Source organism: Nonomuraea sp. NPDC049646 (assembly GCF_044465525.1).
Classification (GTDB): domain Bacteria; phylum Actinomycetota; class Actinomycetes; order Streptosporangiales; family Streptosporangiaceae; genus Nonomuraea.
Window position 1 is genome coordinate 58,498 of sequence record NZ_JBITLU010000003.1, and the last position, 22,060, is coordinate 80,557.

The following is a 22,060-nucleotide window of genomic DNA, read 5'->3' on the forward strand; positions in this document are numbered from 1 at the left end:
GGTCATACCGTCCCACGGGCCGGGTCCCTACGGTGAAGGGCATGAGGCTGAACGACTTCCACGACCGGGGGTACGTGCTCGTCCCCGCGCTGCTGGCTCCCGAGGAGGTGGCCGAGCTGCGCGAGGAGTTCATGGCCCTGCACGCCGCCGGCCCGATACCCGGGCATTTCTCGCCCGTCCCGCAGGAGCCGGGCGCGCCCTACGACGTCCTGCGCGACTTTCCCCGGATCATGCATCCCCACCAGGTGAACGAGGTCGCGCTGCGCTACCTGCTCGACGCCCGCTTCGCCGCGATCCTGCGCGAGCTGCTGGGCGAGGAGCCGATAGCAGCCCAGAGCATGTTCTACTTCAAGCCGCCGGGCGCCCGCGGGCAGGCGCTGCACCAGGACAACTTCTACCTGCGCGTCGAGCCGGGCACGTGCGTGGCCGCCTGGGTGGCGCTCGACCGCGTCGACCGGGCCAACGGCGGCCTGGAGGTCGTCCCCGGCACCCATCTGATGGACCTGTTCTGCCCGGAGGAGGCCGACCAGGACCTGTCCTTCACCCGCGAGTACGTCCCGCCGCCCCCGGGCCTGGCGCGGGTGCCCGTGGACATGCAGCCCGGCGACGTGCTCTTCTTCAACGGCAGCCTGGTGCACGGGTCGGAGCCGAACAGCACGGCCGACCGGTTCAGGCGCAGCTTCATCTGCCACTACACCGGCCGCTCGGCCGAGCGCATCTCGTCCTGGTACGAGACGCTGACGATGGACGGCGAGCGCGTGCTGCTGGAGCCGTCGGCCGGCGGCGGCCCCTGCGGCACCGAGGCCACCGGCCCCCACTGATCGCGGCCGGTCAGCCGCCGGAGACGTCCGACTCCGCCTCGTCCGGGACCACGCAGTCCCACGGGTCGTCGAGCCAGCCGTCAGGCAGTTGCACCTTCTGACGCTCGCCCGACTTGCCCCGGGGCGTGTCGGTGTTCGGCGGCCACGGCTGGTCGTGGTCGAGCTTGGCCAGCCCCTCCCGGAGCCCGTCGAGCGACTCGGCCGTGGCCAGCTCCCGCCGCAGGGCGCTGCCGACCTCGAACCCCTTGAGGTACCACCCGACGTGCTTGCGGAAGTCCGCGATCGCGTACCGCTCGGTGTCGAAGCACTCGGTGAGGCCGGCCGCGTGGCGCTCCATCGTCCCGGCCACCTCGCCGAGCGTCGGCCTGACCCGCTCGGGGCTGCCGTTGAACGCGTTCTCCAGGTCCTTGAACAGCCACGGACGCCCGAGGCAGCCGCGCCCGACCACGACGCCGTCGCAGCCGGTGGCCGCCACCATGCGCAACGCGTCGTCGGCCGACCAGATGTCGCCGTTGCCCAGCACCGGGATCTCCGGCACGGCCTCCTTCAGGCGCGCGATCGCCGCCCAGTCGGCCACGCCGCCGTAGTGCTGCTTCGCCGTGCGCGCGTGCAGGGCGATCGCCGCGACGCCCTCCTCGGCCGCGATGCGGCCGGCGTCGAGGTAGGTCAGGTGGTCGTCGTCGATGCCCTTGCGCATCTTCATCGTCACCGGCAGCGCCCCCGCGTTCGCCACCGCCGCCCGCAGGATCCGCCGCAGCAAGTTCCTCTTGTACGGCAGCGCCGACCCGCCCCCGCGCCTGGTCACCTTGGGCACCGGGCAGCCGAAGTTGAGATCGACGTGATCGGCGAGGTCCTCCTCGGCGATCATCCTGACCGCCCGCCCGACGATGTCGGGGTCGACGCCGTAGAGCTGCAGGCTCCTGGGCCGCTCCGACTCGGCGAACCTGATCATCCGGAGCGTCTTGGGATTGCGCTCGACCAGCGCCCGCGTGGTGATCATCTCGCACACGAACAGCCCGGCGCCCTGCTCCCGGCACAGCACCCGGAACGGCGCGTTCGTGATGCCCGCCATGGGCGCCAGCACCACGGGCGGCCATGCCCCAATCGGCCCAATCTTCACTCCGTCAGTTGTAGCGCAGCTCAGGCCGGAAGCGGTATTCGCCTATAGGCTGTGGACGGCATCACCAGGGAGGGATCGATGCTTCTTCGCGTGCGCGTGGCGCTGCCCGACCGTCCGGGGTCTCTGGCCCAGGTCACCAAGGCCCTGGGCACGGCGGGGGCCGACATCACCCAGGTCACCGTCCTCGACCGGGGGGCCGGCTCGGCGGTCGACGACATCACCGTCTTCTGCCCCGAGAGCACCCCGCGGGAGGTGCTGGTCAAGAGCCTGGAGAGCGTCGACGACGTCCGGGTGGAGGGCATCTGGACCACCCGCGAGACCGCCGGCACCTACCCCGAGCTGGAGATACTCAAGTACATCACCACGGCCGGCGACCGCGCGCTGACCACGCTCGTCGACTCGCTGCCGGTGCTGTTCAGCGCCGACTGGGCCGCCACCGCCGCCGACCACGGCGTGGTCTACGCGAGCTGGCGCGCCCCGCAGGGCCTGACCGTCCCCAGCCCGGCCCCGCCGCGCCCGGCGGCCCTCACGCTCGACGGCGGCGTGCACGCCATCCACGCCCCGCTCCCGCCGCTCGCCCTGACCCTGCTGCTGGCCCGCTCCGAGGGCCCGGCCTTCCACCGCATCGAGGTCCACCGGCTCACCCGGATCCTGGAGATCTTCCTGAGCCTGCCGGCCACCGAACGCGGCGTCGCCCGCCGGCTCCGCAAGTAGCGGGAAGCATCTGGTCGGAAAAGGCGCTAGAGTTAGGCACGCAACAGCGCGGAAGTGGCTCAGTGGTAGAGCATCACCTTGCCAAGGTGAGGGTCGCGGGTTCGAATCCCGTCTTCCGCTCGGAGTGGTTCGACTCGGTGGAGTGGCCGAGAGGCGAGGCAGCGGCCTGCAAAGCCGTCCACACGGGTTCAAATCCCGTCTCCACCTCCAAGGACGATTAGCTCAGCGGGAGAGCGCTTCCCTGACACGGAAGAGGTCACTGGTTCAATCCCAGTATCGTCCACCACACTCCAAGGCCAGCCCGGAACGACAGGGCTGGCCTTTCTGCTGTCCAGGCCCCGAACACCGGTCCGGCACGCGGACAGGCCCGCCCCCCGAGCGTGCGGTGCCGGCCCACTCAAGATCCAGCCTGCCGCCCTCACGGTGTCGGGCTCCGTCCGGACGGCCGACGCCGGGCCGTCGGCGACGCCACGGGCCGGGTGGCTGACGTGCGCGGAGTGGCGGGCCCGCCTCCCACAGCGGCGGGGGTGTGCGCCGGGCCGGAGGGATGGTCGCCATGGGCGGGAGAAGAATCGTGGTCATGGACATCGAACGTGCGCGTACCGCCCTCGACGCCGCCTATCGGGAGTTCACGGCTGCGGTGCAGGAGACCGATCTGCTGAACCCCACCCGGTGTGCCGGTTGGGCGGGGGTGGATCTGCTGTTTCACGTGCTGTGCGACGCCCAGCGAGCCCTCGTCGCGTTCGCCACCCCCGCCGACGGGCCGCCCGACGTCGACCACGTCACCTACTGGAGCTCCTTCCAGCCCGTCCCGGACGCCTCCGAGGGCGCCGGGGGCGGCGCGGACGCCCACGCCTGGTGGGTGCGCAGGTCCGCCTCCGCCTTCACCCGGCCCTCCGGGGTGCTGCGGGTGTGGGAGGACACCGCCCCGGCCGCCGTGCGGGCGGCGCTCGCGGCCGACCCGGCGGGGCACGTCGCCACGCAGGGCCACGTGATCGCCGTGCCCGACTTCCTGGCCACGCTGGCGACCGAGGCCGCCGTCCACCACCTCGACCTGCGGGCCGCGCGGCCGCCCGCCCGGGAGGCGCTGGAACTGGCGGGCGAGACGCTCGACGGGCTGCTCGGCGTGGACCGCCCGTCCCAGCTGGATCTGACCACGTACGTGCTGGAGGCCACCGGACGGGTCCCGTCGGCCGACGACCGCTTCCCGCTGCTGGGCTGACCGCCGAGGGGCCCAGGAGGTCCGTGCTCTCGTCGTGATCATCCTGCGGCAGGATCTCGGCTCGTGAAGAAGACGATGATCACCGCCCTGGCGGCCTGCGCCTGCGTGCTGACCGCGACCGCGCCCGCCCAGGCGGCCCCCAAGGACCCCGTACGCGCCCTCAAGGCCAAGCTCGCCGCCGGGCACGGCGTGCGGTTCACCGAGACGACCATGCTCTCGGGCCCGAACAAGGGCAAGATCCAGAGCCGCAAGGGCACCTTCCAGTTCAACGCCAAGGGAGTGGCCGCCTCCGACATCACCGCCACCCCCGTGGGCCGGCCCCGCGAGCGCACGATCAGCATCGGCAACGTCAGCTACACCTCCGGCGGCATGTGGGCCGACCGCATGCCGGAGGGCAAGTCGTGGCTCAAGAGCAAGGCCCTGCTCGGCGGCGGCAGCGGCTTCCACGGGCAGGTGATCAACCCCGCCGAGCCGACCACGCTGGCGGCGCTGGTCAGGAAGGGCCGGCTGCGCGGGAGCACGCTCACCGGGAAGATCACCTTCAAGGAGCTGGAGAAGGCGTCGCGCTGGTTCGGGGCCTCGATCCCGCTGCGCATGCACGACGACACGAAGGTCTCGTACACGCTCACGCTGAACTCCGCCGGGCTGGTGAGCCGGGTGCGGTCGTCGTACGCGGCCACGGGGATCTTCGACACCAACCAGTTCGAGGGCGGCACGATCACCATCGACAGCCGCTTCACCGGGTGGGGCGCCAAGGTGTCCATCAAGGCGCCCGACTCCGACGCGGTGACCACCGACACCGGCGAGTGAGCGCCCCTCCCGGGGCGCCCGGCCGCGCCTGAGGGGTCAGGCGTCGTCCGGGTGCATGCGGAAGTCGTAGCGTCCGGGCAGCGGGTCGGCGGTCAGGCGCGACCACGTCTCGTGCAGGACGGCCTCACCCTCCCGCAGGTCCTCGACGTCGAAGCCGGCGTCGAACAGCGCGCGGGCGCCGTCCCGGTCCCCGGCGGCGAGCAGGGCGCGGGCGCGGAGCAGGACGGCCCTGCCGGTCTCGGGCAGCGTGTCCAGGACGGCCAGGCACTCGGCGGCCCGGCCGGCCTCCAGCAGCGCGACGGCGGCCTCCGCCGCCAGGGGCTTCCGGAGCGGGTGTGCCGCCTGGCCGAGGGCTGCGAGATACAGGTCGGCCCGCTCGTCCGGGTCTGTGGTGGTGTGGGCCAGGCAGCGGGTTGCCCAGGGGTTCGGGCGCAGCTCGGCGGAGCGCCGCCACGCGCGTACGGCCCCCTCGCGGTCCCCCGCGTGCCAGGCGGCCACGCCCAGGTGGTAGGCCGTCACCCAGGTCTCCGGCGCCCCCTCCAGCAGCCGCCGCCACGGCCCGGACACCAGGCTGTGCCCGGGATCCGCGCCGGAAGAGGGCTCAGGAGGGGGGAAGGCGCCGGTGGCGAGGAGGGTCAGCCAGGGCGACTGGTCGGGGCCGAGGGTGGAGCCGGGGAACGGGGTGCCGGGCGTGGCGACGCCGGCGCGCGACACCTCAAGGGCCCCCCAGCCGGACCCCTCCGCCAGGATCCGGACGGGCTCCTGGTCGGCGTGCGGCCGCCACTTGCGCCAGGCGGCCGAAACCTCCTCGGCCGGCAGCCGGGCCGCCAGCTCCTCCTCGGCCGCCCGCACCGCCGCCGTCCAGTCCGCGCCGTGCACGGCCGCGGGGCCGGCGCGCAGCGGCCCGTACGCCTCCAGCCAGGAGAACTCGCCCCCGCCGGGCAGCGGCACGTGTTCGAGCTGGGTACGGGCCAGCCCCGCCTGGATCTCCAGGTAGCCGCCGGTGCCGGGCTCGGTGAGCCAGTCCTGCCAGCGGCGCCCGCCCGGCCCGCGTCCCCACAGGAAGAGCTTGCGCCCGCGCAGCGACCGGGTGGAGGTGTGCACGAGGCCCGCGCCGGAGCCGTCGAGCGCGGCGATCCACGGACGGCGGTCGCCGAGCTCGAAGAAGTAGTCGGCGGCGTGGCCGGCGCGGGCCGGGTAGCTGCGGTCCAGGCCGTCCCAGACCGGGATCGGGACCTGTTCGAGCCGCCCGGCGTAGCCGAAGTGCCAGGCCGTGCCGGCCGGGGCGAGCACGCGCGTCCGCCCGGTCTCGGGGACGGCGATGTTCGACCACCAGTACGCCGGCACCTCGTGCGCGTGCGGGTTGCGCATGCGCACGCCCACGTACAGGAAGTCCGACCCGCGCGGCAGCCAGAAGTCGACCTGGTACGGCAGGTCCCGGGTGCGTTCCCACTCCCACACCCGCAGCATCGGCGTGCCGTCGGGCCCCTCGGCCTCCCCGGCGAACACCGGGCGGCAGGTCAGCGTGGTGTGCCCGGTCGAGCCGGAGTTCCATTCCACGCCGCCGGAGAACCAGGCGCCGGTCAGCCCGAAGTTCGCCGGTTGCAGCACCGGGTTCCGGTAGAGCAGCTCGCCGTGGTCGCGGTGGACCAGCGAGTACAGCCGTCCGCCCCAGCCGGGCAGCACGGTCGCGGTCAGCCGGTCGTTGGCGAGCTGGATCGCCTCGACCCGGCGGGGCCGGCGCGCCCGGTCGTAGCCGTCCTGGACGCGGCAGGGCAGCACGGAGGCGAGCCTGCCGTAGGAGAGCTGGAAGGCCATGTCGGGCGGCGCGCCGGCGACCGTGGCCGCGGGCCCGGCGGCCGCGGCGAGGGGCGGCAGCGGGTTGTCCGGGCCGGGCAGGGCGACCGGCAGAGTGATCGTGGTGCGGCGGACGGTCGTCGTCATTTCCCCATCCCCAAGGTGATGCCTTCGGTGACGCGGCGTCCCACCCAGGCGAACAGGACCACCATGGGCAGCACGACCACGCAGACGCCGGCGAACATACCGCCCCAGTTGGTGCCGGTGTACTGCTGCTGCTGGGCGAAGCCGATCAGCGCCACCGGCAGCGTCTCCTTCTCGTCGTCCTGCATCAGCACCAGGGCGAGCATGGTCTCGTTCCAGGAGACGATGAGCTGCAGCACGAACACGGTGACCAGCCCCGGCCGGGCGACCGGCACCACGATGCGCAGGAACGTCCGCCACACCCCGGCGCCGTCCAGCGCGGCGGCCTCCTCCAGCTCGCCGGGCAGCGACCGGAAGAAGCCGGTCAGCAGGAAGACGGTGAACGGCATGGCCGTGCCGACGTAGGCCAGGGTGAGGCCGGTCAGGGTGGAGGTGAGCTCCAGGCTGCTCAGCATGAGGAAGATCGGCAGCAGGACGACCTGCGTGGGCACGCCGGTCCCGAGCGCGAACAGCAGCGTCAGCGGCCGTCCCGCGCGGTTCGCGGTCCGGGTCAGCGCGTACGCGGCCGGCGCGGCGACCGCCACGGCCAGCACCGACGACAGCACGCCCACGACCGCGCTGTTGACCGCTGCCCGGCCGAAGTTCCCGACCTCCAGCGCGGTCAGGTAGTTGTCCAGCGTCGGCGGGATCGGCAGCCGCCAGGGATGGTCGAACACGTCGCGGGTGCTCTTCAGCGACGTGCTCAGCACCCACGCCAGCAGCGCCACGTCGGCGGCGACGACCGCCCAGACGGCTGCCTTCAAGGGCGCCCTCACGGGCGCGAGCCTCGTCGGTCTCATGGTCGGCCCCCTTTCAGAACCGGACGGCTTCACGGTCGAGCGCCCGCCGCAGCAGGAGCACCACGGCCGCCGCGATCAGCAGGCTGAACAGCGCGCTGGCGGCGGTCATCCCCAGCTCGGGCGGCGAGCCGGAGCCGCCGTACGTGGCCGCGTAGCTGTAGAGGGCGACGGTCCAGGTGCTGCTCGGCGGCGTGCCCGCGGTGCCGCCGCCGAACACCAGCACCAGCTCGAACACCTTGATCGAGCTGATGGTCCACAGCAGCGCGCAGACGCTGAGCACGTCCCAGGTCAGCGGGATCGTGACGTGCCGCAGCCGCTGCCAGGACGTGGCCCCGAGCAGCGCGCAGTCCTCGTAGAAGGAGGCGGGGATGCGGTCGACGGCGGCCATGATGATCGTGGTGTAGTACCCGACGGCCGCCCAGATCGCCACGATCATGATGAGCGTGAACGTGTTGTCCACGGCCAGCCACTTGGGCGGGTCGCTCACCCCGAACACGCTCCTCAGCACGGTGTTGACCAGCCCGTCGGGGTTGAACAGGAAACCCGCCACGATGGCCGGCACCAGCGCGCTGACGATGTTGGGGAAGAACAGGACGTTGCGCGCGACCAGCCGCCCGCGCATCTCCCTGAGCACCATCGTGAGCGCGAACCCGGCGGCGAACGTCACGCCGCCGCCGACGACCAGCAGCTTCAGGGTGTTGAGCAGCGCGGTGCGGAAGACCGGGTCGCCCAGCAGGCGGGCGTAGTTGCGCAGGCCGACGAAGCGCGAGTCGCCGTACCCGGCGGTCTGCTGGAGGCTGATCCACACCGCGTAGCAGGCCGGGCCGAGGACGAAGACGGCCAGCAGCGCCAGGGCCGGCCCGACCATGGGGACGAAGGCCCGCTGCCGGGCCCGTACGGCAGGTCCGGGCCGCATCCCGGGTTCGGCCGCCATCAGCTGCCCTGGTTCTTCCAGAAACCGGCCTGGACCGCGCTGATCTTGTCCACGAACCCCTGCGCGGTGAGCCTGCCGTTGAACAGCTCGCCCACCGCCGGGTAGTAGACCTTGTCGGTCCAGCCCGGCACGCTGAGCCCGGCCGCGAACGGGAAGGTCTCGGGCACGCTGTCGAGCTGCCGCTTCACCCCGGCCAGCGCCTCGGGCACGAACGCGTCGGCCCGCGGCGAGAGCACGGAGGCCGTCCTGGCCAGGTCGTCGGCGAACTCCTTGGTCGTCAGGTAGGCGATGAACCGCTCGCCGGCCTCGACGTTCCTGGCCTTGGCGGGCATCGCGAAGCCGAACTGCACGACCTCCTCGCCCTTGGCCGGGCCGCCGACCTCGGGGAAGGGCATGGAGGCGGGCCTGAACCCGGCCCTGGCGTACGAGCCGACCTCGCCGGGCAGCCAGGAACCCATGATCATGAACGCGGCCCGGCCCTGGGCCCAGTTCTTCTGCTGCTCGGGGTATTTGCTGGCGTCGTACCCCTTGAGCAGGTAGCCCTCCTTGGCGAACCGCTCGATCTGCCGGGCGGCGGCCAGCACCTCGGGCTTCTTCCACGACTGCCCGGTGCGGTCCTCGGCGATGGCCTTGAGGCCGTCCGCGCCGATCGTCCGGTAGAGGTAGTAGTTCATCCAGTACGAGTCGGACCAGTACTGTTCGCCGTCGGCGGTGAGCGGGGCCGTCCGGCCGCCGTCCTTGAGCCTGCCGAGCAGCGCCAGGAACGCGGTCCAGTCCTTCGGCGGCGCCTCGGTGAGGGTGGCGGCGTCGTAGAACAGGCCGATGCCGGCCACGCTGTAGGGCACCATGTACGGCTGGCCGTCCGGCAGCCGCAACGCCGGGCTCTGCGAGTATTTGGCCGGGATGACGTCCTTGACCTTCTTGCCCGTCTCGCCGGGCACGTCGGCCTCGTACACCCTGGCCAGTCCCCGGGCCACGCCCGGGGTCACCATGAACGGCCGGATCGTGTCGTCGGACTGGTCGACCACGTCCGGCACCTTCGACGTGGTGAGCGCGGCGGGCAGCTTCTGCTTGACCACGTCGCGGCCGGCCCACTCGACCTTGACCTTGACGCCGGTGGCCCGGGTGAAGCGGGTGATCGCGGCCGCCAGGGCCACCTGCTGGGGTTCGCCCTGCTTCCACATCGACCAGTAGACGAGCTCCTGGCCGGCCGCGTCCTGGGCGCCGCCGCCGCAGGCGGTGACCAGGCCGAGGGCCAGCGCGCCGGCGGCCAGCCCGGCGAACGTCCGGCGGAGGGGGAGGGATCGGGATGAGCTCATCGAGCGGCACCGCCTGTCCTGTGAGATTCGGGGGGTGGCCCGGCGGGGCCCGGACGGGGCCCCGCCGGAGGATGGTCAGCCGACGGTCCAGCGCTGCAGCGCCGAGCCGGTGTCGGCCTGCTGGGTGACGAGCGCGCCGTCGGCGGTGGAGGCCGTGGTGAGCAGCAGCCCGCTCTTCTGCGAGGCGATCCGGTAGCCGCCCGCGGGGGCGGGGGTGACCTGCCAGCGCTGGTTCGCGGCGCCGGTGCACGTCCACTGGATCACCTTGGCGCCGGCGGCGGTCGAGCCGCCGCTGACGTCCGCGCAGAGCTTGGACAGGCCGTTGGCGAGCTGGTAGGAGCCGTCCGGCTGGCGGGTGAGGACCCAGCGCTGGTTGGCGCCGGAGTTGGGGGTCCAGGTGATCAGCGGGGTGCCCGGGGTGGTGGAGTGGTCGGGGTCGTCCAGGGCCTTGCCGGCGGCGGTCAGGGTGTGGGTGCCGCTCAGGTCGCCGCCCGAGGCGCCGGTGTCGGTCAGCGTCAGGGTCTGCTCGGCGGCCGTGCGGCGACCGCCGACCGTCCCGCCGGAGGTGTCGCTCCAGTGGCGTACGGGGGTGGTCTCGGCCGGTCGGGACGCCTCCGCCGTCAGGGCGAGCGCGAGGCCGCTGTAGCGGTTGACCAGCCGGTGGCCGCTCCCCGCCGGCACTGCGAACCACTGCTGGCCCGCGGTGGGCCCGCCCGCGCCGGGCGCGGTGACGACCGGCTTGGCCCCCCAGGCGCGGCCGGCCGTCGTGGCCGCGTCCACGCCGAGCAGCCCGCCGGTCGAGGCGTTGGCGATGCGGTAGGAGCCGTCGCCGTTGGAGGTGAACGTCCAGCTCTCCAGGGGCGAGCCGGTCGGGGCGGCGGCGGAGGTGGTCGCCGGGCCGCCGGAGACCTGGGCCAGGACGCGGCCCGCCCCGGTGCCGATCCGGTAGGTCCTGGCCGGGTCCGCAGGGGCGGGGGCGGGCGCGGTGGAGGTGACGGTGAGGTTGGCGTACTCGCCGCTGGAGGTCGCGCACTCGATCGAGCAGTACGAGCGGAACGTCCTGCCGACGACGGCCGAGCCGGTCCTGCTGACGTCGTCGAGGAACCAGCGGTACCAGGAGCCGGAGACGTAGCTCCCGGTGTCGCCGATCAGGCGCCACCGCTGGGTCGCCAGGTCGTCGGTGACGTAGAGACGCTGCGGCCGGCGGCCGGAGACGACCTCCGGCTCGCCGAGGTAGAGGCCGAGGTGGGCGTCGTAGGCGATGTTCATGATGAACAGGTCGGACTTCGGCGGCAGCTCCCCGGCGGCGATCTGCTGGTCGACCGTGCCGGTGTTGGCGGGGTCGTAGTCGCCGCCCACGGGCGTGTAGCCCCGGGGGTTGGCGGCGGTGACCGGCACCATGTTGCTCTCCTTGCCGCCCACGCCGGGCTGCGACCAGGAGCCGTCGTACCACTTGGTCCACGAGCCGGTCGCCATCTTGGCCGACATCGGCGCCCGCGCCACGTGCGCCAGGCCGCCGTTGCCGCCGCCCACGCCGCCCTTCGGGATGATCCGCGAGCCGTAGTAGACGTAGAAGTAGCCCGAGACCGGGTCGGCGAACAGGCGCGGGTCGCCGTCGCCGTAGTCGTAGGTCTGGTTGGGGAAGGCCGCGGCGTCGTTGCGCTTCGTGCTGTACGGCGAGGTGATCGCGTGGCCGAGGATGGTCCACACCCGGCCCTGGTTGCGGGAGACGGCGTAGTCGAGCGAGTCGTAGTGCAGGCCGTCGCCGAAGGGCTGGGGGGTGAACTCGTTGTGCACCAGGCCGTACCAGTCGCCGGTGTCGGGGTCCACCCAGACGCCGACCAGGTCGCAGTAGTTCTTGTGGGCGTACCCCGAGCCCGCGCCGGCGGGGGTCGCCTCGACGCCGGTCGGGCTGTTGTCGCAGCGCCAGGTCGTGTCGTTGTTGCGGTCGGCGGAGTTGGCCGGGTTGACGGCGTCGCTGATCGCGGCCGAGCGGGTGGCGGTCTCGAAGTTCGCGCCGGTGAAGAAGTCCCAGTAGCGGGGGTCGTTGGCGCCGTAGAGGGCGGCCGACTGCTGGAAGTAGAAGGTGCCGTCCTTGTCGATGTAGGTGGCCGCCGGGGTGTCGGTGGGGTGGGCGTAGCGGCCGGTGGAGCCGACGGTGATCGTGTAGGTGGCGTCGGGCGGTGCGGCCGAGGCGGCCGGGGCGGTCAGGGAGCCGCCCAGGACCAGCGTCAGGGCCGCGGCGGCGGCGGCGAGCACGTTGCGATGGGGGGACACGGGTGCTCCTTTCTGTCGGGCCCGCCACATCTGGCGGGCCCTGGGGGGAACCAGAGCCGGAACCGCGTGGCCGGACCATATGCCAGATTTGACCGCTCAAACAAGCCCGATTTTCCGTTCTTGCTCTCTTGTCCGGTCAAACGGCACGTAATGCGCACGATGGTTGACGAGATCCTCGCCCGGCGGCTACGTTTCGGGGCGACGTCATTGGACCGGTCAAACCCCCCTTGGAGGCCGCGTGGTCACGATGCAGGACGTGGCCGAGCGGGCCGGGGTCACCAAGCAGACGGTCTCCAACGTGGTCACCGGCCGCGTACGCGTCCGCCCCGAGACCGAGGCCAGGGTGCGCGCGGCCATCGCCGAGCTCGGCTACACCCCCAACCTGGTCGCCCGCTCCCTGGCCACCGGCACCACCATGACCGTCGGCCTGTTCGTGCCGACGGTGGCCAGCTCGTTCTACTCGGCCGTGGTCGAGGAGGCGGAGAACGTCCTGGAGGAGCACGGCTACCACCTGCTGCTGTGCACCACCCGCCTCGACGGCGAGCGGGCCCGCCGGCACATCACCGGCCTGACCAGCCGCTCGGTCGACGCCCTGCTGATCGCCGGCGACAACGGCCTCACCGAGCACCTGCCGCTCCTGGCCGACGCGCGCTTCCCCGTGGCGCTGTGCGCGTGGGAGAGCGAGGTGCCCGACACCCTGCCCGTCGTCACGATCGACTACGAGCAGGCCGGATACCTGGCCGGGCGGCATCTGCGCGAGCTGGGCCACGAGCGGGTCGCGGTGCTGAGCAGCGCGCCGCACGCGCTGCGCGTGCGGGGGTTCCGGCGCGCGTTCGCCCGCGACGGCCTCGACGTGCCCGCCGCGGCCGTCTTCACCGCGCCGGAGCCGACGGCGATGGGCGGCTTCACCGCCGCCACCGCGGCCCTGACCGCCGACCCCGGCGTGACCGCGGTGTTCTGCACCCACGACATCCTCGCGCTGGGCGCGCTGGAGGCGGCCCGGCTGGGCGGGCGCTCGGTGCCCGGCGACCTGTCGGTGGTCGGCCACGACGACATCGACGAGGTACGGGTGACGCACCCCGCCCTCACCACGGTCGCCGTCCCGAGCAGGGAGATGACCAGGCAGGCCATCGAGCTGCTGCTGCGCTCCCTGGACGAGGGCCGCCCGCCGGTCAACTCCCTGCAGTTGCTGCGCTCGACGCTGATCGTCCGGGCCAGCAGCGGCCCCGCCTGACCTCCCGCGGCGCGGCGTACGCGGCCAGGGCGCGGCGCAGCCAGCGTCCGCAGCCCGGGGCGCTCCAGCCCGCCGCCGCCCCGACGGCGATCCCGGCCAGCACGTCGCCCGGGTAGTGGGCGCCCACGTACACGCGGGAGGCGGCCACCGCGGCCGCGAGCAGCGTGACCGAGGTGGCCACCGGCAGCGGCGCGTCCCTGGCGACCGCCACCGCGAAGGCGACCGCGGACGCGCTGTGCCCCGACGGCAGCGACGAGGACGCCGGCACCCGGCGGCGCCGGATCACCGGGATGAGGTCCGTGATCGGGCGCGGCCTGCGGATCGCCTGCTTGACGACCATGCTGGTCAGCGGGCTGGCCAGCGAGATCGCCAGCAGCCCGCGCACGCCCGCCCGCTGCAGTCGTGGCCGCCCGGTCATCATCAGCAGCCCCGCCACCAGCCCCCACAGGACCGAGTTGTCGGCCGCCGACGACAGATGCGGCAGCAGGGCGTCGAGCACGGGCAGGTCGGAGCGCGCGACCCGGTCGAAGGCCCGTTTGTCCCAGGCGTCGAAACGTTCGAGCAGCATCATCCAGCCGATCACCTCCGCGACGGCCCTACACCTGCCCGCCGATCACGCCGATCATGCCCGGGACGGCCTGGCTCCCGTGCTCTCCCTGACCACCAGCTCGGGCTCGACCAGCCGCCGCGGCTCGGGCTCGTGCCCGGCCATGAAGTCGAGCAGCAGGTGGAAGGCGTGCCTGCCGACCTCGCCGAAATCCTGGCGCACGGTGGTCAGCGGCGGCCAGAAGTAGGCCGACTCGGGGATGTCGTCGAACCCGGCCACGCTGACGTCCTCGGGCACCCGGCGACCGGCCTCGCGCAGCGCGCGCAGCACGCCGAGCGCCATCTGGTCGTTGGCCACGAACACGGCGGTGACGTCGGGGTTCTCGCAGAGGCGGCGGCCGAGCTGGTAGCCCGAGCGGGCGCTCCAGTCGCCGCGCAGCACCTCGGGCACCTCCCGGCCGGCCGCCTCCAGCACGCCGCGCCAGCCCTCGATGCGGCCGTTGGCGTCGAGCCAGTCGGCCGGGCCGGCGACGTGCCAGACCGTCTCGTGGCCCAGGCTGAGCAGGTGGCGGGTGACCCGCCGGGCGCCCGCCTGCTGGTCGACCTTGGCCACCGGCACCGGGATGTCGTCGCCGGCGTCGACGGCCACCACCGGCATCTCCGGCGGCAGGTGGCGCAGGCCGTCGGCGGCCGATTCGTGCGGCGCCACGATGATCACGCCGTCGACCGCCTGGGCGCGCAGCCGCTGCACGCCCTCCTCCATCGACCTGCGGCTGAGCGAGGGCAGGCTGGCGATGCTGACGTTGTAGCCGGCCCGCCTGGCCGCCTGCTCGATGCAGTAGAGCGTGGAGGCCGGGCCGTAGAGGGTGGTGTCGATGCTGACCACGCCGAGCACCCCGGACCTGCCGGTGACGAGCTGGCGGGCGGCCTGGTTGGGCCGGTAGTCGAGCTCGCGCACCGCGGCCATGACGCGGGCCCTGGTCTCCGCGCGGACCCGGTCGGGCGCGTTGAGCACGCGCGAGACGGTCATGGCCGAGACGCCGGCGAGCACGGCCACGTCCATGAGCACCGCCGGCCTGTCGCCCTTCGCTTTCACCGCCGCTCACCTCCTGTCAGCGGTAACGCTAACAGGCCCGGGGCCGTCCCGCGCGACCGTGCGGCGGCCGCCAACGGCCCCCGCGAACCCGCGGCATGCCTGGTCGACGGCCTGACGCTGCCAGGTAACTGCCAGGAACGGTAGGTAGTCTGCCTCGCCATGAACTGGCAGCGGCACGTCAACAAGGCGCTGGTCAGGTTCACCGGATTCCAGATCGAGCGAGTCGGGAACGCGCCCTCTCCCCCGCCCGCTCCCGAGATCAGACCGCCCGCGGATCCGCTAACCGACCGGCTGCTCGAATCCCCCGTCTTCCTCCTGTCCCCCGTACGGTCCGGCTCCACGCTCCTGCGCGCGATCCTCAACGCCCACCCGGACCTGCACGCCCCCCACGAGCTGCACGTACGCCGGCTGCGGGTGCAGTTCGGCACTCCGCTGGCGGCCAAGGCGATGGCCGCGCTCGGGCACAACCAGGCCGACCTGGAACATCTGCTGTGGGACCGGGTGCTGCACCGCGAGCTGGTCCGCAGCGGCAAGCGGTACGTCGTGGACAAGACCCCCGCCAACGCCTTCGCCCACCAGCGCATCGCCGCCTGCTGGCCGGACGCCCGCTTCGTCTTCCTGCTGCGCCACCCCGCCTCCATCGCCACGTCCTGGCACGAGGCCAGCCCGGACCGGCGCACCCCCGAGGAGGCCGCCCTCGACGCCCTGCGGTACATGAAGGCCGTGCAGAAGGCCAGGGCCGCGCTGCCGGGGCTGACCGTCAGGTACGAGGAGCTGAGCGCCGAGCCCGAGCGCGTCACCCGCGAGATCTGCGCGTTCCTGGGCCTGGAGTGGGAGCCGCGGATGCTCTCCTACGGCCGGCAGCAGGTGCTGGAGAAGGGGCTCGGCGACTGGCGGGACAAGATCAGGACGGGGACCGTCCAGCCCGCCCGCGAGCTGCCCGCCCCCGACCAGATCCCCGAACCCCTCAAGCCCATCGCCCGGACCTGGGGGTACCTCGCGTGAAGATCCGCTACCTGATGCTGCACGCCTACGGCATGGGCGGCACGATCCGCACGGTGGTCAACCAGGCGAACGCGATGACCGCGGCCGGGCACGACGTCGAGCTGGTCAGCCTGGTGCGGCGGCGCGATACCCCGCAGTTCGCGATCGACCCCCGCGTCACCGTCACCACGCTGGTGGACCAGCGCGGGGGCAGGCAGCCCGACTCCGTCGGCCGCAAGGCGTGGCGGCGGATCCGCGGCAAGATCGTGCCGCGCGGCGAGTTCGCCGCCGACTACTTCACCGAGCGGGTGGAACGCGCCGCGATGGACTACGTCTCCGGCCTGTCCGGCGGCGTCCTGGTGACGACCAGGCCCGCGCTGAACCTGATCTCCGCCCGCCGCACGCCCGCCGACGTCGTCAGGATCGCGCAGGAGCACATGAACCTGTCGGCCTACCCCGACACGATCCGCAGGGAGATCGCCCGCCACTACGGCAGGTTCGCCGCGGTCACCGTGCTGACCCGGACCAACAAGCTCGAATACCAGCGCCTGCTGCCGGACACGCCGGTGGTGGTGATCCCGAACGCCGTCCACCGGGTGGAGCAGGAACGCTCCCGGCAGGTGAATCCGGTGGTGGTGGCGGCCGGGCGGCTGGTGCCACAGAAGGGGTTCGACCTGCTCATCGAGGCGTTCGCGCAGGTCGTGCGGGTGCATCCGGAGTGGCGGCTGCGCGTCTTCGGCACCGGGCCGCGCCGCAGCCAGCTCGCCGGGCTGATCGCCCGGCACGGGCTGGCCGAGCACGTGACGCTGCCCGGCCGTACCGAGCGGCTGGAGAAGGAGCTGGCCGAGGCGTCGGTGTACGCGCTCAGCTCCCGCTTCGAGGGCCTGCCCATGGTGATGATCGAGGCCATGACGCACGCGCTGCCCGTGGTCGCCTTCGACTGCCCGACCGGGCCGCGGGACGTGCTGACCGACGGCGTGGACGGCGTCCTGGTGCCGCCCAGGGACGTGGACGCGCTGGCCGCGGCGCTGATCCGGGTGATCGGCGACCGGGAGCTGCGGGTGCGGATGGGCGAGGCGGCGGCGGCGACGTCGCGGGCGTACGGGCCGGAGGTCGTGATGCCGATGTGGGAGGAGCTGTTCTCCGGGCTGACGCGGGGGCAACGGGTGGCGGACAACCTCTGGACGGGCCGCTGAGGGGCGCGGCACGGAAAGATCTACCTGGTGGATCCTCCGGCCCCGGCGGGGTTTCTAACGATTCGGTCACAGATTTTGCCTCAAATCGTCAAACGCACGCCAAACCGGGCGGCAGCCTGGGATGCATGCGTAACCGGAAAGCTCGACTCACCGCGTTCGCAGGCGCCTTCGCCCTGGTCACGGGGCTGGGCGTGCCCGCGTACGCGCAGACCGCGCCCCCGTCCGCCGCTACCCCGTCCGCCGCGGCCCCCTCCCTCCTCGCCGCCTCCGCCGCCGACGCCGGGGCCCCCGCCGTGTACGGCCGGGCCGCCTACCTGATGGACGCCCGGTCCGGCGCCGCCCTGTTCGGCAAGGCCGCCGACACCCGCATGCCGATCGCCAGCCTCACCAAGACCATGACGGCGTACGTCGTCCTGCAGTCGGCCAAGCCCACGGACATGGTGGAGATCGCCCCCCAGGACGCGCGGTACGCCGAGGACGGCGGCGGCACCACCGCCGACCTGCGGCCCGGCGACCGGCTGCCGGTGGGTGAGCTGCTCTACGCGCTCATGCTGCCCTCGGGCGCCGACGCCGCTCACGCGCTGGCCCGTACGTACGGGCCCGGCGTTCCGGGGTTCGTCGACAAGATGAACGCCACCGCCCGCTCGCTCGGCATGAACGACACCCGGTACGTCAACGCCGACGGGCTGCCCACGCCGGCGGGCGACGGCTGGTCCACCGCCCGCGACCAGGCGGTGCTGGCCGCCAAGGCCCTCCAGGTGCCGCTGATCGAAGGCGTGGCCGGGACCCGGTACCACGAGGTCGCCGCGACCGGGGAGCACGGCGCGTACGGCTGGCGCAACACCAACCGCCTGCTCGCCGAGCCCGGGGTGATCGGGTTGAAGACGGGGTTCACCCGCGCGGCGGGATACAGCCTGGCCTTCGCCGGTGAGCGGGACGGGCAGCGGCTGGTGGGCGTGATTCTGGGCGAGTCGGTCTCCAGCCGCCGCTTCGACACCGCCCAGGCCCTCCTCTCCTGGGCCCCCGCCCGCACCGCCGCCTGACGCCGTCCCACCGCACCACCGCGCGGCCCCTCCCCCACCCGCACTGCCTTCAGATCCCTCCCCGTCCCCCCGCCACATGACAGGCGGCGTCTCCTGGGTCGCCTGGCATGTCCGCATGATGGACGCTCGTGATCTCTTGGGTTAGTTTGCCCGGCATGAACGTTCGCATCGCGATGAGCGTGCTGTCCGCGGCGCTCGTGCTCGCCGCCCCGCTCCCCGCCCACGCCGCCACCCCCGGCGGCCCCGGCGGCCCCGGCGCGGGCCTCGGCTGGGAGCTGAAGGAGACCGGCGTGACCGCCCGCTTCCGCGGCCTCGCGCCCGTGAGCAGGGACGTCGTGTGGGCCGCCGGCACCGGCGGAACCGTCCTGCGCACCGTGGACGGCGGCCGCACCTGGCAGAACGTCTCCCCGCCCGGCGCCGAGTCCCTCCAGTTCCGCGACGTGGAGGCGTTCGACGCCCGCCACGCCCTCGTCCTGTCGATCGGCACGGGCACGGACGGCCGCGTCTACCGCACCGAGGACGGCGGCCGCACCTGGACCGAGTCCTTCAGGAACGACGAGCCGACCGCCTTCTACGACTGCATGGCCTTCTTCGACCGCCGCCACGGCCTGGCCATGAGCGACCCGGTGGGCGGCAGGTTCCGCCTCCTGGCCACCGAGGACGGCGGCCGTAGCTGGCAGGTGCTCCCGTCCACCGGCATGCCGGACGCGCTGCCCGGCGAGGCCGGTTTCGCGGCGAGCGGCCAGTGCCTGGTGACCGCGGGCGGACGCGACGCCTGGATCGCCACCGGCGGCGGCGAGCGGTCACGCGTGTTCCGTTCGGCCGACCGCGGGCGTACGTGGACCGTCTCCGACACCCCGATCCCGGCCGCCGACCCGGCGAAGGGCGTCTTCGCGCTGGCCTTCCGCGACCGGCACCGCGGGATCGCGGTCGGCGGCGACTACCAGCCCGGCCTCCCCTCCCCGAACGCCGCCGCGGTCACCAGGGACGGCGGCGCCACCTGGCGCACCGCCACGACCCCGCCGCCCGCGTACCGGTCGGGGGTGACGTGGCTGCCGCACCTGCCGTTCGCGGCCATCGCCGTCGGGCCCACGGGCAGCGACGTGACGTACTCCGGCGGGGCCCGCTGGGAGACCTTCGACGGCGGCTCGTTCGACACGGTCTCGTGCACCCCGGACCTGTCCTGCTGGGCCTCCGGCGAGCAGGGCCGCATAGCCCGTCTCCGCCTCCGCTAGCTCGCGCCGCACAGGGGACGCAAGGGGCACGGCGGGCCTGCGGGGCCTGCCGTGCATGGCGGGCATGGCGGGAACGCGGGCGCGGCGGGCGCGGCGGGTCAGCGGACGCCGCGCGGCCTGAACTGGATGCTGATGCGCGGCCCCGCGGGCCGGGCGGTCTTGGGGATGGCGTGCTCCCACGTCCGCTGGCAGCTTCCGCCCATGACGATGAGGTCGCCGTGCCCGAGGTCGCGGCGGATCGAGGGGCCGCCGCCGCGCGGGCGCAGCAGGAGCGGACGCGGGCTGCCCACCGAGACGATCGCGACCATGGTGTCCTCGCTGCTGCCCCGCCCGACGGTGTCGCCGTGCCAGGCCACGCTGTCGCGGCCGTCGCGGTAGAAGCACAGGCCCGCGGTGCGGAAGGGCTCGCCCAGCTCGTCGCCGTAGTGGGCGTCGAGCGCCGCTCTGGCCTGGTCGAGGACGGGGTCGGGCAGCGTCTCGCCCTCGTCGTAGAACTTGAGCAGGCGCGGGACGTCGAGGACCCGGTCGTACATCCGGCGGCGCTCGGCACGCCACGGCACCGTCTCGGCCAGCCGCGCGAACAGCGTGTCGGCCCCCGTCAGCCAGCCGGGCCGCAGGTCGATCCAGGCTCCGTGATCGAGGTACGTCCGGCGGACCGTGGCGCCCAGCCGCCCGACGCCGAGCTCCTCGTCGAGACCCAGCAGAGATGCTTGGAACGCGGCTTTCATGAGATCGAGTCTACGCCATTGTTCAAACACACATTCGACTCGGGCGGCTGACCGACTTGGGATGCGGGCTGGCGCGGCTCGGGGTGCGGGTTGGCGCGGCTCGGGGTGCGGGTTGGCGCGGCTCGGGGTGCGGGAAGGTGCCCGGCTCCGGACGCCGGCTGGCCAGCTTGGCGGGCGGGAAAGTGCCCGGCCTGTGCGGTACGCAGTCCGTACAGGCCGGGCGGGTCGCCGTCGGCGGGCGCGGGACCCGCGCGGGACGATCACCCGACCCCTTCCCCGCCCTGGCCGGCTCTTAACACGGATCCTGTAACGTCTTGCTGATGTTGAGGCGTTACATGATCGGTGTGGTCGCGGCCCGGACCGGCGACGAGATGTCCGGACCCGCCCTCCTGGTAGCCGGGCTCGCTGCCACCGGCTCTCCACTGCTCGGGGCATCGCTGCTGGCCGGGCTGACCGTCTCGGCGGCCGTCGGCGGGCCGCTGCTCGGCGTCCTGCTGGACCGCGCCCGCCGTCCGGGCCGGTTGCTGGCGTGCTGCCTGCTCGGGTACGCGTCCGGCCTGCTGCTGGTTGCGGCAGGCGTCGGACGGGTGCCCGGACCGGCGCTGGTGGCACTGGCCGTGGTGACCGGCCTAGCGGGGCCCGCCCTGACCGGCGGCTGGACGGGGCAACTCCCCCTGGTCTCCGGCCCCGATCAGGGACGGTTGGCACGGGCCACCGCGCTCGACGCCATGACGTACAACATCGCGGGGCTGGCCGGTCCGGCAGCGGTCGGCGTGATCGCGGCAGCGGCAGGCGGGACGGCGGCGGTCCTCATCTCCGTAGCCCTCCTCCTCATCGCCCTCCCTACAGCCTGGACCCTCCCCACCCGCCACCCCCACAACAAACCCACCCACAACCAGCCCCACCCCCTGCCCACCCCGACCCACCCCACGAGCGACCGGCCCGCACGCAACCGGCCGATCGGCCACGACCTGCCCACAGGAGACGAGCAGATCGGCGAGCCGGGGCGCTTCGGCCGCTTCGCCTCGCCGGTACGGGCTGCGGGAGCGGTTGCGCGGGAGATGGCGGCCGGGGTTCGGGCGGTGCTCGGGAACCGGGTGCTGGGACGGGCCACCGTCGGGTCGATGGTCTCGTGCGCCGGGGCGGGCATGTTCGTGGTGTCGGCGCCGGTGCTGGGGCTGGAGCTCACGGGCGACAGCAGCCGCGGCACGCTGCTGCTGGCCGTCACGGCGGCGGCCGGCCTGGCCGCGAACGGACTCCTGGCCTGGCGCGGCGGCCCCCGTCGCCGGAACCGGACGCCTGCGTGGGACACAACCCTGGCCTGGTCCACCGCGCTGGTCGGCGCGGGCATGGCGTTGGCCGCCATGGCAGCAACAGCCACGACCGGAACGGCCGTAGCAGGGACGGCCCTTGCAGAGACGGCCGTGACGGCAAATGCCCCGGCGGAAACACCCCCTGCGGAAACAGCCCCCGCGGGGACAGCTCTGGCACGGGACCCGGCGGGAACGACGCCGACGCAAACAACGTCGGCAGGGACGGGTCTGGCGGGAACGGCCCTGGTGGGGACGGCGGCGGCGTACTGGATCGCGGTGGTCGCGGCGGGGCTGGTGGGCGTGGGCGAGGGGCCGCAGCTGACGGCGCTGTTCGCGGTGCGGCAACGCGAGGCCCCCGCCAAGCTGCGCAGTCAGGTGTTCACGACCGGCGCCAGCCTCAAGATCACCTCGTTCGCCGTCGGATCGGCGCTGGCGGGCCCACTGAGCGCCCACTCGGCCGCCGCCGCCCTGCTGACCGGCGCGGCCTTACAGGCCGTGGCCGTCTGCATCCTCCGCCGCCGCCGCAGTCAGCAGGCGTGAGCAGGAGGCGCAGGCCCCAGCACGCGATGGCGGCCCCACCCGGGCAGCCATGAGGCGAGCGCGCGGAGCCCGTGCAGGGTCGGCCCGATGGGCGTGCGCGATGGCCGTACCAAGTGGGCGTAACCAGCGGGCGTGCGCGATGGCCGTA

At 73.4% G+C, this 22,060-nt stretch carries 19 protein-coding genes and 3 tRNA genes; 13 read left to right on the plus strand and 9 right to left on the minus strand.

Annotated elements, in window-relative coordinates; translation table 11 throughout:
* Positions 1–41 precede the first annotated feature (41 nt).
* A complete protein-coding gene (locus tag ACIBQ8_RS09300; RefSeq protein WP_397175143.1) occupies positions 42–821 on the plus strand; it encodes a phytanoyl-CoA dioxygenase family protein in 780 nt (259 codons plus the stop codon).
* A gap of 10 nt (positions 822–831) precedes the next feature.
* Here the strand turns inward: ACIBQ8_RS09300 and dusB are convergent, their stop codons facing one another.
* A complete protein-coding gene (gene dusB / locus ACIBQ8_RS09305) occupies positions 832–1,941 on the minus strand; it encodes a tRNA dihydrouridine synthase DusB (RefSeq protein ID WP_397175141.1) in 1,110 nt (369 codons plus the stop codon).
* Positions 1,942–2,019: 78 nt separating this feature from the next.
* On the opposite strand from dusB, the gene ACIBQ8_RS09310 reads away from it, so the two are divergent.
* The 6 genes from ACIBQ8_RS09310 (at position 2,020) to ACIBQ8_RS09335 (ending at position 4,687) form a co-directional block, all read left to right on the plus strand.
* Positions 2,020–2,655 carry an ACT domain-containing protein gene (locus tag ACIBQ8_RS09310; protein WP_358285500.1) on the plus strand — a complete coding sequence of 212 codons (636 nt, stop codon included), beginning with the start codon at positions 2,020–2,022 and terminating at the stop codon, positions 2,653–2,655.
* A gap of 48 nt (positions 2,656–2,703) precedes the next feature.
* A tRNA-Gly gene (locus tag ACIBQ8_RS09315) sits at positions 2,704–2,775 on the plus strand.
* 16 nt (positions 2,776–2,791) lie between these two features.
* Positions 2,792–2,865, plus strand: a tRNA-Cys gene (locus ACIBQ8_RS09320).
* 1 nt (position 2,866) lies between these two features.
* A tRNA-Val gene (locus ACIBQ8_RS09325) sits at positions 2,867–2,941 on the plus strand.
* Between the two features lie 294 nt (positions 2,942–3,235).
* A complete protein-coding gene (locus tag ACIBQ8_RS09330) occupies positions 3,236–3,877 on the plus strand; it encodes a maleylpyruvate isomerase N-terminal domain-containing protein (protein ID WP_397191666.1) in 642 nt (213 codons plus the stop codon).
* Between the two features lie 63 nt (positions 3,878–3,940).
* Positions 3,941–4,687 (plus strand): hypothetical protein, encoded by a 747-nt coding sequence (locus ACIBQ8_RS09335; RefSeq protein WP_397175136.1) that lies wholly within the window; start codon positions 3,941–3,943, stop codon positions 4,685–4,687.
* 36 nt (positions 4,688–4,723) lie between these two features.
* On the opposite strand, the gene ACIBQ8_RS09340 is transcribed toward ACIBQ8_RS09335, so the two are convergent.
* The 5 genes from ACIBQ8_RS09340 to ACIBQ8_RS09360 all read right to left on the minus strand — a co-directional run bounded on the left by ACIBQ8_RS09340 (position 4,724) and on the right by ACIBQ8_RS09360 (position 11,997).
* Positions 4,724–6,631: a DUF5107 domain-containing protein gene (locus tag ACIBQ8_RS09340; RefSeq protein ID WP_397191667.1), complete on the minus strand. Its 1,908-nt coding sequence runs from the start codon at positions 6,629–6,631 to the stop codon at positions 4,724–4,726.
* A complete protein-coding gene (locus ACIBQ8_RS09345) occupies positions 6,628–7,443 on the minus strand; it encodes a carbohydrate ABC transporter permease (protein ID WP_397175133.1) in 816 nt (271 codons plus the stop codon). Before ACIBQ8_RS09345 ends, ACIBQ8_RS09340 begins: the two co-directional genes overlap by 4 nt.
* Before the next feature lie 37 nt (positions 7,444–7,480).
* Positions 7,481–8,401: a carbohydrate ABC transporter permease gene (locus ACIBQ8_RS09350; RefSeq protein WP_397191668.1), complete on the minus strand. Its 921-nt coding sequence runs from the start codon at positions 8,399–8,401 to the stop codon at positions 7,481–7,483.
* Entirely contained in the window at positions 8,401–9,720 is a 1,320-nt protein-coding gene (locus ACIBQ8_RS09355; protein WP_397191669.1) for an ABC transporter substrate-binding protein, read from the minus strand. The genes ACIBQ8_RS09350 and ACIBQ8_RS09355 overlap by 1 nt, the downstream gene beginning before the upstream one ends.
* A gap of 75 nt (positions 9,721–9,795) precedes the next feature.
* Entirely contained in the window at positions 9,796–11,997 is a 2,202-nt protein-coding gene (locus tag ACIBQ8_RS09360; RefSeq protein WP_397191670.1) for an RICIN domain-containing protein, read from the minus strand.
* Positions 11,998–12,244: 247 nt separating this feature from the next.
* Between ACIBQ8_RS09360 and ACIBQ8_RS09365 the strand changes: the two genes are divergently transcribed.
* Positions 12,245–13,231 (plus strand): LacI family DNA-binding transcriptional regulator, encoded by a 987-nt coding sequence (locus tag ACIBQ8_RS09365; RefSeq protein WP_397191957.1) that lies wholly within the window; start codon positions 12,245–12,247, stop codon positions 13,229–13,231.
* Here the strand turns inward: ACIBQ8_RS09365 and ACIBQ8_RS09370 are convergent.
* Positions 13,170–13,814, minus strand: a complete 645-nt coding sequence (locus tag ACIBQ8_RS09370; RefSeq protein ID WP_397191671.1) for a phosphatase PAP2 family protein — start codon at positions 13,812–13,814, stop codon at positions 13,170–13,172. The two genes, ACIBQ8_RS09365 and ACIBQ8_RS09370, sit on opposite strands and share 62 nt — an antisense overlap.
* 39 nt (positions 13,815–13,853) lie before the next feature.
* Positions 13,854–14,840: a LacI family DNA-binding transcriptional regulator gene (locus ACIBQ8_RS09375; RefSeq protein ID WP_397175455.1), complete on the minus strand. Its 987-nt coding sequence runs from the start codon at positions 14,838–14,840 to the stop codon at positions 13,854–13,856.
* A gap of 192 nt (positions 14,841–15,032) precedes the next feature.
* Here ACIBQ8_RS09375 and ACIBQ8_RS09380 point away from each other — a divergent pair, with 192 nt between their 5' ends.
* The 4 genes from ACIBQ8_RS09380 to ACIBQ8_RS09395 all read left to right on the plus strand — a co-directional run bounded on the left by ACIBQ8_RS09380 (position 15,033) and on the right by ACIBQ8_RS09395 (position 19,331).
* On the plus strand, positions 15,033–15,878 hold the full coding sequence (locus ACIBQ8_RS09380; RefSeq protein ID WP_397175126.1) for a sulfotransferase family protein: 846 nt from the start codon (positions 15,033–15,035) through the stop codon (positions 15,876–15,878).
* Positions 15,875–17,053: a glycosyltransferase family 4 protein gene (locus ACIBQ8_RS09385; protein ID WP_397175124.1), complete on the plus strand. Its 1,179-nt coding sequence runs from the start codon at positions 15,875–15,877 to the stop codon at positions 17,051–17,053. Before ACIBQ8_RS09380 ends, ACIBQ8_RS09385 begins: the two co-directional genes overlap by 4 nt.
* 125 nt (positions 17,054–17,178) lie before the next feature.
* Positions 17,179–18,096, plus strand: coding sequence for a D-alanyl-D-alanine carboxypeptidase family protein (locus ACIBQ8_RS09390; RefSeq protein ID WP_397191672.1), 918 nt, complete (start codon positions 17,179–17,181; stop codon positions 18,094–18,096).
* Positions 18,097–18,251: 155 nt separating this feature from the next.
* On the plus strand, positions 18,252–19,331 hold the full coding sequence (locus tag ACIBQ8_RS09395) for an oxidoreductase (RefSeq protein ID WP_397191673.1): 1,080 nt from the start codon (positions 18,252–18,254) through the stop codon (positions 19,329–19,331).
* 98 nt (positions 19,332–19,429) lie between these two features.
* Here the strand turns inward: ACIBQ8_RS09395 and ACIBQ8_RS09400 are convergent, their stop codons facing one another.
* On the minus strand, positions 19,430–20,059 hold the full coding sequence (locus ACIBQ8_RS09400; protein ID WP_397191674.1) for an alpha-ketoglutarate-dependent dioxygenase AlkB: 630 nt from the start codon (positions 20,057–20,059) through the stop codon (positions 19,430–19,432).
* A gap of 320 nt (positions 20,060–20,379) precedes the next feature.
* Between ACIBQ8_RS09400 and ACIBQ8_RS09405 the strand changes: the two genes are divergently transcribed.
* Positions 20,380–21,912: an MFS transporter gene (locus ACIBQ8_RS09405; RefSeq protein WP_397191675.1), complete on the plus strand. Its 1,533-nt coding sequence runs from the start codon at positions 20,380–20,382 to the stop codon at positions 21,910–21,912.
* Positions 21,913–22,060 lie beyond the last annotated feature (148 nt).

Excerpts from the sequence above, each read along its gene's own strand:
- ACIBQ8_RS09350 (WP_397191668.1), bottom strand. The coding sequence starts at position 8,401 with ATGGCGGCCGAACCCGGGATGCGGCCCGGACCTGCCGTACGGGCCCGG.
- ACIBQ8_RS09365 (WP_397191957.1), top strand. The coding sequence starts at position 12,245 with ATGCAGGACGTGGCCGAGCGGGCCGGGGTCACCAAGCAGACGGTCTCC.
- ACIBQ8_RS09330 (WP_397191666.1), top strand. The coding sequence starts at position 3,236 with ATGGACATCGAACGTGCGCGTACCGCCCTCGACGCCGCCTATCGGGAG.
- ACIBQ8_RS09375 (WP_397175455.1), bottom strand. The coding sequence starts at position 14,840 with ATGGACGTGGCCGTGCTCGCCGGCGTCTCGGCCATGACCGTCTCGCGC.
- ACIBQ8_RS09300 (WP_397175143.1), top strand. The coding sequence starts at position 42 with ATGAGGCTGAACGACTTCCACGACCGGGGGTACGTGCTCGTCCCCGCG.
- ACIBQ8_RS09400 (WP_397191674.1), bottom strand. The coding sequence starts at position 20,059 with ATGAAAGCCGCGTTCCAAGCATCTCTGCTGGGTCTCGACGAGGAGCTC.
- ACIBQ8_RS09405 (WP_397191675.1), top strand. The coding sequence starts at position 20,380 with ATGTTGAGGCGTTACATGATCGGTGTGGTCGCGGCCCGGACCGGCGAC.
- ACIBQ8_RS09380 (WP_397175126.1), top strand. The coding sequence starts at position 15,033 with ATGAACTGGCAGCGGCACGTCAACAAGGCGCTGGTCAGGTTCACCGGA.
- ACIBQ8_RS09355 (WP_397191669.1), bottom strand. The coding sequence starts at position 9,720 with ATGAGCTCATCCCGATCCCTCCCCCTCCGCCGGACGTTCGCCGGGCTG.
- ACIBQ8_RS09390 (WP_397191672.1), top strand. The coding sequence starts at position 17,179 with ATGCGTAACCGGAAAGCTCGACTCACCGCGTTCGCAGGCGCCTTCGCC.
- ACIBQ8_RS09340 (WP_397191667.1), bottom strand. The coding sequence starts at position 6,631 with ATGACGACGACCGTCCGCCGCACCACGATCACTCTGCCGGTCGCCCTG.
- ACIBQ8_RS09310 (WP_358285500.1), top strand. The coding sequence starts at position 2,020 with ATGCTTCTTCGCGTGCGCGTGGCGCTGCCCGACCGTCCGGGGTCTCTG.
- ACIBQ8_RS09395 (WP_397191673.1), top strand. The coding sequence starts at position 18,252 with ATGAACGTTCGCATCGCGATGAGCGTGCTGTCCGCGGCGCTCGTGCTC.